The organism is Carboxylicivirga sp. (genome assembly GCF_982718395.1).
In genome coordinates this window covers 1-11,914 of record NZ_CEXQWX010000176.1, presented here as the reverse complement: position 1 = coordinate 11,914, position 11,914 = coordinate 1, and the positions used below count along the sequence as shown (strand labels likewise).

The following is an 11,914-nucleotide window of genomic DNA, read 5'->3' as shown; positions in this document are numbered from 1 at the left end:
GACTGACTCCTACTCAATTTAAAAAGCTCAAAACAAACACACGTAAACCGCTGGATAAAGTATAATCCCAAAATAGTATTACTCTTTTCCAAAATCATGTAAAAGTTATTATATCGATTCTTCCGTTCTTTGTATAGTCTAAGAAACTGGTGCAATGGATATAATTGAAATCTCTCAGGTATTTTTAAGTGATTTTTTAGGTTTAATGGCCGAAATGTCGCCCTATCTCCTGCTTGGTTTTTTCTTTGCGGGTTTGTTACATGCATTTATTCCGCAAAATAAGATTGAACGTTTTTTTAATGGAAACCGGGTAAAATCATCGGTATGGGCATCACTCTTTGGTATACCATTGCCTCTATGTTCGTGTGGAGTTATACCAACCGGGGCAGCCTTATACAAAAATGGTGCTTCAAAAGGAGGTACCATTTCCTTCCTTATATCAACTCCACAAACAGGAGTTGACTCCATGTTGGCTACCTTTTCGTTAATGGGATTACCATTTGCAATCGTCAGACCTCTTGCTGCTTTAATAACCGGTATTACAGGTGGTATCATCACAAGTTCCATTACCAAAACAGAAAGTACAAACAAGCTTAGTGAGCCATCCGAAAGAAGATACAGTTCTTTCAATGAAAAAATAAAAGACGCCTTGCGTTACGGATTTGTTGAGTTTATCCAGGATATATCAAAGTGGTTATTGATTGGGCTGGTATTAGCCGCTATTATTTCAGCTCTCATCCCTAATGACTTCTTTGAACTGCTTAATATGCCTCCTCTCCTGCAGATGCTGATGATTTTAGTCGTTTCAATTCCCTTATATATCTGTGCCACGGGATCAATACCTTTGGCAACCATCCTGATTTTAAAAGGTATCAGCCCGGGAGCTGCCTTTGTTTTATTAATGGCCGGACCAGCCACAAATGCAGCCACCATAACCGTTATTGCACGTACACTTGGTAAGAAGAGTTTATTCACTTACCTGGGAACCATTATTACGGGGGCATTATTATTTGGATTACTCATTGATTATGCCTTACCAACAGAATGGTTCACCCAATTTGCATCTCAACATATTGGTCATCATCATGAATATGTAAGTAATTGGTGGCAATATTCATCGGCTGTTATTTTAGGTCTGCTCATTGTCAATGGATACCTGCAAAGGCACAGAAAAAGTACACAAACAAATATTAACACGGTAAATAATAATAGAATGAAAGTTCAAACAATCCAGGTCGAAGGCATGTCGTGCAACCATTGTAAGAATAATGTTGAATCAAACCTCAACAAACTTTCTTATATCAACCAGGTTGAGGTTAACCTGCCTCAAAAAACGGTACGACTCGAAGGCGAGCAAATAGATATGGAAGAAGTCAAAGAAACAATTCACAAGCTCGGGTACAAAGTCCCATAACCTTTACAGGCAATTATTTTAGAATTAGATGAGAAAAATTAAATCCTTATTAAAAAAATATGCCCGACCACTAATCGGTGGATTAATTGGCCTGGTTGCCGGTTACTTGTATTGGAGATTTGTGGGCTGCTCAAGTGGTTCATGTGCTATTACCTCAAGTCCGATTAAAAGTTCATTATATGGTTTTATTTCTGGCATATTAATAATGCGAATTAAGAGATAAAGAGACAGCAGTGTACCGCACTTTCAGAGCCTTATTATCGTTCATTGAAGGGTTTCACCTTTCGTTCCTAAGTATAAAAGCAATACTTAATAGTCCTGAAAGGACGATACATGTCAGCATAGTCCGTTAGGGCTATGTTTAGACAGATAAAGGAATTGAGGACTGTAAGTCCGGCACATTTATCATTTAAAAGTTAATTTTATCCACTGATTCGTATTAAGGACTGTACTTATAAGAAAACAACTAGTCAGTAAGCACTATGGAATTTAAAAAGTTAGAAATCAAACCGGAAGGAAACTGGTTTAAACGCACGATCAAATCAACTCACTTAAAAAAAACAGTTATTGTCAGCCTCATTTGTGCTCTCATTGGGTATATCATTTTTTATTTCGGACAAGGTGCCGGCACTCAAGAATTCTGGAATGATGATGCTTTGCAAAACACAGCTATTGGACTTGCCATTGGCATTTACCTCACCAATAGTCCATGCGCCAGGGGCAGGTGCTAGCGTATATTATAGATATGCGCTAACAATGCAATTCCAAATCATTTTGGTAGAAGAATGACTCCAATTAAAAGAACCCTTTTGTTTGTTTTTTCTCTTTAAAATCTTTCTTATCAATCGACTTTACTTCATTCCCTTTATCTATTGAGAATGATATTTTGGCCATAAATAAATTCTTCAGCAGACCCACTCTGGTTGTTGTGTGATCTTTGTAAGTATCGTATTCGAAGTAATCTTCCATTGAATAACTTACCCCCCACTCTACGGGCAAAATATAAAGGAATGTAACTGCCATCTTACCCTTAAAAAATGGTTGTTTAACAATGCAGCCCAGGTAATCATTGTCATTATTAAAATAGCCGTGTGCCTGTATCTTTTTTGCGTTCATTTTTTTAAACATCAAGGCATACAGGGTTTTGTGTCTTCCTGAAAGGAACAGAACATTACTGTTAATGTTATAATCCTTAATGGAATTATTGTGGTTGCCGTATTCGGTTCGATCATTATTATAAGACGCCGTCAGGTTGAAGAACATTTTTTTGGGTATTAAACTTAGCTTTGTACTCATCTTAACACCGTATGATTCATGTTTATCAAGATTTGAATAGCTATAAAGAAAATAGTCATCTTCCAACTCCCCTGTTTTTGAGATAAAATTATTGGTGTAACTATAAAACGGTTCAATGCTTAGCTTATTCTTAAACAGCTTAAAATCCAGGGAACTTGTATAGCTCGTTGAGTAATTCAGGTAGGGATTTCCAACTTCATGGGTAAATCGATCTATGGTAAGCTCATTAGGATTAATCTGCGATGCATAAGGATATTCACTTTGAGAGTTGATATTTAACGTGATGCTTAGTTTTTTGCTTTGCTTATAGTTAATGCTTAAATACGGCTGTACTGAATTGTTATAGTTTGTTTGACCAGCTGTTTTCAATATGTTCTGTTCAAGGGCAAATCCTGCCTTAGCTTTTACCTTGCCTTTAGGTGTATAGCTTAAATATGCGTAAAGCAGGTTTCTTATGTCTTTGTTGGTTTCGGTACTCTTCTCACCTGTTAAAGAAAGATAGTTGTATTTATAAGAGCGGTATACGTTTTTGTATCCAACATCCAAAGCATAGGTTTTATTAAATTGATGATTGAAGTTAACGTCAAAGATGGAGGCATTTCGCCTGGTATTTAACCTTTGGTTCATTTCATTCCCTGTGGTTTCTGTATATAAATTCCGTTGTTTCGATTCGTTTATATTGTAAGCGTAATCTAATTCCACTCTATTGTTTTCAGAGATTTTATACCGGTAAGCTAATTGAGAATACCAGGTATTTTCCGATTGCTCGTTCAATAAAGCGGACTCAAATATCTCCTTTCCGTCATTTACGTTTAGAATATTGTTATAGCTTCTGTTTGTACTGTTTTTTGATATTGGCGAATGAATAATATTTGTTTCCAGGCTTAAACTTTGAGATGGAGTTAAGAACAGGTCGGTACCCAAAACCCAATTATGCGATAAACCATCTCTGATTGAATTAGGTTCAGTAATTGGTTCTTTTACCAAGCCTTCTTCTCCAAGTTGTTTTAAGTTTTCGACCGTTACATTGGTATTTGATTTTGTATGAGCATACGATCCATAAACATTGACTTTTTTGATGCTATAAGTTAAATCAATTGAAGCCATGTTTTTAAATAACACATCATCGCCATTGGATTGGTCAAGCGAATAAAAACTCTGTTCTTCAAGATAAATATTGTAGCCGCTGAAGTTCTTTTTTAAGATGATATTAATAACAGACGAATACCCTTCGCTGATGTATCGCCCGGTTGGATTTCTTGAAACTTCTATTCGACTTACCCGATCAGGTGGCAACTTCTTTATGTACGCTTGTTCCTTTTTCACTCCATCTACCAATAACAGCACATTCTCCTCATTGTCAACCCTGATTGAGTTATCCAGCGGATCTATGCTAATACCTCTGATTTTTGAGAGTAAATCATTAACATTATTCGTTCCGGCTTTAAAATCTTTTGTAACGGTCTGAACACTTCGATCAAATTGTTCCGTATAGCTCGATGCTGTGATATTAACCGCCTGAAGCTTGTTATCATCAATCTCCATCAAAATGGTATTCAAATAAAGGTTTTGACTTTCTACACTAATCCTTTGATGAATTGTTTTATAACCAAGAAAACGAATATCCATATGATATTGTCCCGGCTCTATATTAAATACAAACTCCCCCCTGGAATCTGTAATCAGTGAAGTAACGACAGAATCATTTTCATTGGTGCTTACAACTATCGTTGCAAATTCTATTACTTCTTTGGTTGATGCGTCTTTTAAGCGACCATGAACCTGGTGTGTGATTGCGTAAGTATTAATCGTCAGGGTAGAAATAATCAGGGCAAAAAAGTATCTCATTGGATTATAATTTGGCCCGAATATAATCAATTGTTTTTATTCAACTAAGTTATTAGTTGAATAATTGTATATTCATGCAAATTATATTGACCGTCTCAAACTACATTGTTAAGATTCCAATCAACAGTTGAAATTAAAGCAGAACATATATGTATCAGACTTACAGTCCTCAAAATCATAAATTTTATATCCATAGCCCTATCGGACTATGCTGATATGTATCGTCCTTTTCAGGACTGATAAAAAATCCAAACAATTGGCCTGAAAGGCCTATGCATAAAAGCGCAGGGTGAAGCCCTGCGATCAATACAACAAAATGAAAAAGCACTGAAAGTGCGATACATACATACTTATTTCAACCATTGATTCGCATTTAAGGTCAATATAACAGACTTATCCGATGAATATTGCATATCGGTCATATTCATCGGATAAGTAGGGCAAAACGCCTGTGCGTTCTTCTTTCTATAGCTTTCGACATGGCAATTCCATATCATTTTGGTAAACGGATCGAATCTTTATTGGCAGCTTACTCATAAAGATTCGATCCGTAAAACATTACCTGCGATTCTCCCCTGCTTAAAAACAAATCCTACTCTATTTACTATCTTTGTTTGAATAAAGCTCAACACATGACACCAGGATTTCTTAACGCTATAGCTAACTATTTCCATCAAAATAAAAAGAATGAGTTGGCAGACTACTGCTTTGTTTTTCCAAGTCAGCGAGCCGGTATTTTCTTTACTAATCATCTCCGGCAGTTAGTTGACCGTCCAAGCTGGGCTCCCAAGGTAATGACCATCAACGATTTTTTTGCTTCGTTATCAAAATCCATCGTGGCCGATAATATTACGCTTTTGTTTTCCTTACACCTGGTCTACAATCAAGTCACAGGAAAAGACAGCACCTTTGATGAATTCCTGCCATGGGGCGAAATGTTTCTGGGCGATTTTGATGACATCGACAAATACCTGGTGGATGTAGACCAGCTCTTCTCTAATCTTATTTCGTTAAAAGCGCTGGATGACGATTACAGTCATTTATCCCCAAAGCAGTTGGAGGCCATCAGAACCTTTTGGGGCACTTTTAAAGCTGACCAATTATCTTCACACCAAAATCATTTTCTCGAAAACTGGGAGCATATACCTCACGTTTACAAGGCTTTTAGAAGTTATTTAAAAGAGCAGTCACTGGCTTTTGAAGGCATGGTATATCGCGAAATTGCCGATCAGCTAATTAATGAAGAGATACTGGATATCCCTTGGGAAAAAGTTGTTTTTGTAGGCTTAAATGCATTAACTCCAGCCGAGAAAAAGCTGATGGATCATCTTCAGAAAAGAAGGCTGGCTCAATTCTTCTGGGACTATTCGCCCTGGATGGAAAAGGATGCTGACAACGCTTTCCACACACGAGGCCCTGGCCTGTTTGTTAACGAAAATAAAAACAGGTATCCAGCTCCTAAAGACTTTGTTTTACCCCTGAATAACGAAGGGCCGGATATTACCATTACGGCTGTTGCCAATCCCACCGAACAACTAAAATCAGTTCACTCTTTTTTAAGTTCATCATACGAAAGTGATCTGAAAACAGCTGTTGTGCTGGCCGACGAAACTTTGTTGATGCCAACCCTGCATGGAATACCCGAAAATGTAGACCGCATCAACGTCACCATGGGGTATCCTTTGAATAATACTCCTGTTTATGGGCTGGTCAACCTGTTGTTCGAACTGCAGCGTAATGCCCGAAGTAGTCGCGAAGGTACCTGGCTATATCACCGTCACGTGCTCCCTGTTCTGCAGCATCAGTATATATCATTACTGGCACCTGAAGATTGCCGGAATCTGCACAAGAAACTGGTGAAGGAAAACATCATTTTCACAAAAGCCAGAGATATACAGATCAACCCACTGTTTAAACTCCTGTTTAAGAAGGTGAATGATGGTAGTGGACTGGCCGATTATTTAAATAAAATCCTGACAAAGATTTATGAACTACTGCATCCTCAGGAGGATAAACTATTGGAACAAGAGTTTGTGTTTGCATTGCATAAAAGCATTGTTCGCTTGCAGGATTTATTGGAGCAAAACCAACAGGCTGACATCACCACCGAAACATGGATTAAGCTCTATAAAAAGCTGGCCGATTTTCAGACGGTCCCCTTTAAAGGCGAGCCACTGGCAGGTTTACAGGTAATGGGAATACTGGAAACACGTGCCCTCGATTTTGACAAACTGATTATTTTGGATTTAAATGAAGGTGTTTTCCCAAAAACATCGGCACCCAACACCTTTATACCCTCTACTCTAAGAGCCGGTTTTGAATTACCGACCATCGAGTTGCAGGACACCATTTTCTCTTATTACTTTTTCCGGTTGATTCATCGCTGTAAAAAGGTTGAATTACTCTATTCAACAAGGGCTCAGGGTATGAAATCAAATGAAATGAGTCGCTACCTGTATCAGCTTAAATATGAATTTAATGCCCAAATCAATACCCAAACAGCTTCGGGCAATGTGGCTCTGCTAAGTCCGCCAACACCCATTGCTGAAAAAACACCAGTCGTAATGGCGCAACTGGAAGAGTATAAATCGGGTAATAAAAAATTCCTGTCACCCAGTGCTCTATCAGTTTTTATTGAGTGCCCCATGCGCTTTTACTACCAAAAGATTGCAGGTATTCAGGAACCGGATGAGATTACTGAGGAAGCCGATGCCCGTATTTTTGGTCTGATCTTTCATGAGGTAGTAGAAAAGCTCTATGAATCGCACATAGGTAAAGATGTGGAAGCTGCTACCATTGAGAGCTGGATGAAGAACAAGAAACTGCTGGATGATCTAATCCGTGAAGGTTTTAACAAGCATCTTACCGACTATGAAAAAGGACGCAAGGCCTTTACCGAAATACATGGTAAAAACGTCATGGTTTTTGAAGTCATCCGGCGTTATCTGCTACAATTCCTTAAACTGGAAAAGACACGCGCTCCCTTTACCATTGTTGATCTGGAACGTAAGGTAGAACACATTTATAAACATGATCAGCTTAGTATTAACATCGGAGGTTATATTGACCGGTTGGAAAGCAAAGATGGCATCTTAAGTGTGATGGACTATAAAACCGGCACTGGTGATCCTACCATCACCTCCATCGCCGATTTGTTTGACACCGATAAGCATAAAAAGAACAAGGCCACTTTCCAGACTTTGCTCTACTCTCTTATTTTAGATGAAACATCGGAAGAAGTGACACCAATTCAACCATCTGTTATTTGGGTGCGCGATGTATTCAAACGCAGCTATGATACCAGGCTGTTTATAAAATCAGGAAAGGATAAAGCACCTATCCTGCTTCAATCAGTAAAAGAGGAATTTGCCGATGGTTTTAATGCATTGCTCGATACATTGTATAATCCTGAAATTCCCTTTCAAACTGTCGAAAATTTGGATAAATGCAGGTTTTGTACTTATAGAACGATGTGTAATAGGTAGTGAATAGTGGTTAGATATTTGTGATTAGTTGAAAAGTGCAATCATTAAACTCTAAACTCTGATCACTAAACTCTATTCATTATCTTCCAACAAATCCGGCCTTATCTCTTTCGTACGCTCATAAGCCCGTTGCTCACGCCATTCATCTATCTTTGCCTGGTTACCACTTAATAATACATCCGGTACTTTCCAGCCTTTATATTCGGCAGGGCGTGTATACACAGGTGGCGATAGTAATCCATCCTGAAAACTATCAGTAAGCGCAGAAGTTTCATCTGACATAACACCAGGAATCAAGCGAATAATGGCATCCGAAACCACGGCAGCGGCCAGCTCCCCACCTGTCAACACATAATCACCAATGGATATTTCCATGGTTATATAGTTGTCGCGAATGCGTTGATCAACGCCCTTATAATGTCCACACAGAATCATTATATTTTCACCCAGAGATAATGTATTGGCAATTCGCTGTTCGAAGCGCTGACCATCCGGTGTCATATAGATGATATGATCGTAATTCCTCTCTGATTTCAGCTTTTCAATCAAATCAGCAATGGGTTGAATGGTCATTACCATACCTGCACCGCCTCCAAAAGCATAATCATCCACTTTTTTGTGTTTGTCAAGGGTATAATCTCTGATATCATGAAAATACATCTCGGCCAGGCCCTTATCAACGGCCCGCTTCATAATGGATTGAGTTAAAGGACCCTCAAACATTTCCGGGAATAAGGTCAATATATCTATGCGCATGCTGATTATCTATTTTCGGCAAAGATAGCTAAAAGCGATTAGCTGATAACGATTAGCTTTTAGCTTTCTTTTTGTGATAAATAATTTGCCCATTGCCCGATTTACAATATATTCGTAAAAAGAAATTGACGCTAAGGTAAATAGTTGCCTGGCGAAGTAATACGAACTCAAAGCTTATGGAAGCACAAGACCTAAACAAACCGACCGAAAATGGTGCAGGTTTGAATTCAGAAAATCAAACTGAAAATACGCCTGCCAGCAACACACCCGAGAACGAGGTGCCTACTCCTGCAGAGAATACTGCCGAAGAAACAGAAAAATCAGACGTACAAGAAACAGAAGCTACCGACACGACAGCTGAAACTACAGACAACACAGCTGAAACTGTAAGTGAAGATAGTACTGAAGAACCTAAAGAAGAAGAATCCAAAGAAGAGCAACCCAAACTGGAACCTGTTGATCACATCATGCTCACCAAAGAAGAGTTGGTGAAACGCCTGAAGAGTGTGTTAAAAGATTTTCCGGTTGAAAATATAAAAGAAGAGGTTGAAGCCATCAAGTCAGCTTTTTACAAAAAGCATGCTGCTGAAGTTGAAAATATCAAACGTAAATTCATCGAATCGGGTGAATTAGAAGAAAACTTTTCGGCTCCTGTTGACACATTGGAAATTGACCTGAAAAGTTATTTGAAAGAGTTTAAGGAACGACGTGCCGAATTCAACAAGCGACTGGAAGAAGAAAAAGCAGCCAACCTGCAGGCTAAGCTGGATGTGATTGAAGGCATTAAAGAATTGATTAATGGTCAGGAGTCGTTAAATGAAACTTTCCAACACTTTAGAGAATATCAGGAAAAATGGCGTAGTATAGGTTCTATCCCTCAAAACCGTGTGCATGATTTGTGGGAAACCTACAACCATACCATTGAAAACTTTTATAGCTATATAAAGATCAATAAAGAACTTCGAGATCTTGACCTGAAGAAAAACAAAGAAGCGAAGATTGATTTATGCGAGAAAGCAGAACAGCTATTATTGGAACCTACCATTGTTAAAGCATTTAAAACCTTGCAGAAATACCACGAACAGTGGCGCGAAATTGGTCCGGTGCCTCGCGAAGAAAAAGAAGAGATATGGGCGCGCTTCAAAGAAGCTACTTCTAAAATAAACAAGCGTCACCAGGAATATTTTGAAGGTTTAAAAGATCAGCTTCAGAAAAACCTGGAAGCTAAAACAGAGCTTTGTGAAAAAGCCGAAGCACTCTCGGAACTGGAGTTGCACTCTCCAAAAGAATGGGAAGCCAAAAGTAAAGAATTGATTGAGCTGCAAACCATTTGGAAGACCATTGGTTTTGCGCCTAAAAAAGATAACAACCGTATCTACGATCGATTCCGAACTGCTTGCGATAAGTTTTTCAATAATAAGCGTCAGTTCTTTAAGTTGTACAAGTCTGAACAAGCTGAAAACCTCCAGTTAAAGACTGATTTATGTGTTCAGGCTGAAAGTATGAAAGACAGTACAGACTGGAAACGTACTACTGATGAATACATTCGCATTCAGAAGAAATGGAAAGAGATTGGACCAGTACCACGTAAACAATCCGATGCTATCTGGAAACGTTTCAGAACAGCTTGTGATGCGTTCTTTGAGCACAAAAAAGCTTTCTTTAGTAAAAAAGATGAATCACAGGATGAAAACCTGAAATTAAAAGAAGCATTAATCGAAGAAGTTAAGGCTTTTGAGCCCAGCGATAATGCTGAAGAAAACTTCCAGAAACTTCAGGACTTTCAGCATCGCTGGAACGAGATTGGTCATGTACCAATTAGAGAAAAAGATAAGGTTAATCAGGAATTCCGTTCTCACATTAACAGTTATTTCGACAACCTGAACCTGAACGAATTCGAGAAAAATGTTGAGAAGTTCAGAAACAAAATTGAAAGCTACAAAACAGAACATGCCAATGATAAATTAACCCAGGAACGCAATAAGATCATCAACAAGCTGAAACAGCTGGAGAACGACATTACCGTATGGGAAAACAACATTGGTTTCTTTGCAAAGTCTAAAAAATCTGAAGCATTGGTTCGCGACTTTAAGCATAAGATCGAAACGGGACGCCGTAATATTAAGCTGCTGAATAAAAAGCTGGATATGCTGGAAGGAAAAGAATAAAAGATAGGATTTATATAATCTGAAGACCGGTTTTGTACCGGTCTTTTTTTTGCTCAAATCAACCACTGCATTGTATAATGATACTATATTTGTTGGTTCTAAAAATTAATAACACAGTCAAAAAAAGAGTTGCAGGAAAATTATGGAGCAATTTATTACCGTTATTTCTGAGAAGCGTCATGTTGGTTTTACATTAATACCATTCTATGCCGAATTAAATGAAACCGGCACTCTGAAATTGGTTGAACAGGCCACCACTGAACACATTGCCAGTCAACGATATGATTTCTCACCTGCACAGATTGAGGTTGTTAAGCTGCTCAATACAATTAACGAACAAAACTTATTCAAACGCTTTTCAAAGCAAAAAAACCTCAAACTCTTTTACGAAAAACTGGAAGAAAAATTCACACTGGATCATATTCGTCCGGTAATGGATCAGAAAATATCGGAAGCTCTGGAGATTATTGCATTGGCCGAAATACCGGTTTTCTTTAAGAACCCCAATTACAGTCATATGTATCAATCAGACAGAATAAAACTTAAAACCCTGTTTGATGAACCGCAATTTGAATTTACGCTCGACAATACTGGCTTACGATACTCCCTTAAGATAAAAACCGAAAATGGTGAAATGGGCTTAACTAACCGCGAGGTACTTGAAGTAACAGCCTCCCCTTGCTCCTTTCTGATCAATAACCAACTTTTTCGTTTCCAGAATATTGATAGCAAAAAGTTCAGACCATTCCAAAAGGTAAATCACCTGCTCATACCTGAACGAAGTGTAGATACATACATGTCTACTTTCGTTGAGAACTGTGTGCGTGATTATCATGTTAAAGTGGAAGGTTTCTTTATCAATAACAAGGCAGCCAAACTAAAACCCATTCTGGTTCTTGAAAAAGATTTAGCGCATCTGCCAGTATTAACACTCAAGTTTAAATACG

8 protein-coding genes are annotated in these 11,914 nt (G+C 38.3%); 6 read left to right on the top strand and 2 right to left on the bottom strand.

The window, feature by feature from the left end; genetic code table 11:
• Positions 1-154: 154 nt before the first annotated feature.
• The 3 genes from AC4MRQ_RS21805 to AC4MRQ_RS21795 all read left to right on the top strand — a co-directional run bounded on the left by AC4MRQ_RS21805 (position 155) and on the right by AC4MRQ_RS21795 (position 2,145).
• Complete coding sequence (locus AC4MRQ_RS21805; protein WP_491199845.1) at positions 155-1,414, top strand: permease; 1,260 nt, start codon at positions 155-157, stop codon at positions 1,412-1,414.
• 28 nt (positions 1,415-1,442) lie between these two features.
• Positions 1,443-1,637: a DUF6132 family protein gene (locus AC4MRQ_RS21800; protein ID WP_491199844.1), complete on the top strand. Its 195-nt coding sequence runs from the start codon at positions 1,443-1,445 to the stop codon at positions 1,635-1,637.
• A 259-nt stretch (positions 1,638-1,896) separates the two neighbouring features.
• Entirely contained in the window at positions 1,897-2,145 is a 249-nt protein-coding gene (locus tag AC4MRQ_RS21795; RefSeq protein ID WP_491199843.1) for a hypothetical protein, read from the top strand.
• 64 nt (positions 2,146-2,209) lie between these two features.
• Here AC4MRQ_RS21795 and AC4MRQ_RS21790 read toward each other — a convergent pair whose 3' ends face one another.
• Positions 2,210-4,558: a TonB-dependent receptor gene (locus AC4MRQ_RS21790; protein WP_491199842.1), complete on the bottom strand. Its 2,349-nt coding sequence runs from the start codon at positions 4,556-4,558 to the stop codon at positions 2,210-2,212.
• 632 nt (positions 4,559-5,190) lie between these two features.
• Between AC4MRQ_RS21790 and AC4MRQ_RS21785 the strand changes: the two genes are divergently transcribed.
• A complete protein-coding gene (locus tag AC4MRQ_RS21785) occupies positions 5,191-8,043 on the top strand; it encodes a PD-(D/E)XK nuclease family protein (protein WP_491199841.1) in 2,853 nt (950 codons plus the stop codon).
• A gap of 72 nt (positions 8,044-8,115) precedes the next feature.
• On the opposite strand, the gene trmD is transcribed toward AC4MRQ_RS21785, so the two are convergent.
• Complete coding sequence (gene trmD / locus AC4MRQ_RS21780; RefSeq protein ID WP_491199840.1) at positions 8,116-8,799, bottom strand: tRNA (guanosine(37)-N1)-methyltransferase TrmD; 684 nt, start codon at positions 8,797-8,799, stop codon at positions 8,116-8,118.
• Positions 8,800-8,975: 176 nt separating this feature from the next.
• On the opposite strand from trmD, the gene AC4MRQ_RS21775 reads away from it, so the two are divergent.
• A complete protein-coding gene (locus AC4MRQ_RS21775; protein ID WP_491199839.1) occupies positions 8,976-10,967 on the top strand; it encodes a DUF349 domain-containing protein in 1,992 nt (663 codons plus the stop codon).
• Between the two features lie 142 nt (positions 10,968-11,109).
• The coding region (locus AC4MRQ_RS21770) for a hypothetical protein (protein WP_491199838.1) at positions 11,110-11,914 on the top strand (805 nt) is incomplete at its 3' end.

Bases quoted from the DNA above. Each gene is read 5' to 3' on its own strand.
- trmD (WP_491199840.1), bottom strand. From the start codon at position 8,799: ATGCGCATAGATATATTGACCTTATTCCCGGAAATGTTTGAGGGTCCT.
- AC4MRQ_RS21775 (WP_491199839.1), top strand. From the start codon at position 8,976: ATGGAAGCACAAGACCTAAACAAACCGACCGAAAATGGTGCAGGTTTG.
- AC4MRQ_RS21795 (WP_491199843.1), top strand. From the start codon at position 1,897: ATGGAATTTAAAAAGTTAGAAATCAAACCGGAAGGAAACTGGTTTAAA.
- AC4MRQ_RS21790 (WP_491199842.1), bottom strand. From the start codon at position 4,558: ATGAGATACTTTTTTGCCCTGATTATTTCTACCCTGACGATTAATACT.
- AC4MRQ_RS21800 (WP_491199844.1), top strand. From the start codon at position 1,443: ATGAGAAAAATTAAATCCTTATTAAAAAAATATGCCCGACCACTAATC.
- AC4MRQ_RS21805 (WP_491199845.1), top strand. From the start codon at position 155: ATGGATATAATTGAAATCTCTCAGGTATTTTTAAGTGATTTTTTAGGT.
- AC4MRQ_RS21785 (WP_491199841.1), top strand. From the start codon at position 5,191: ATGACACCAGGATTTCTTAACGCTATAGCTAACTATTTCCATCAAAAT.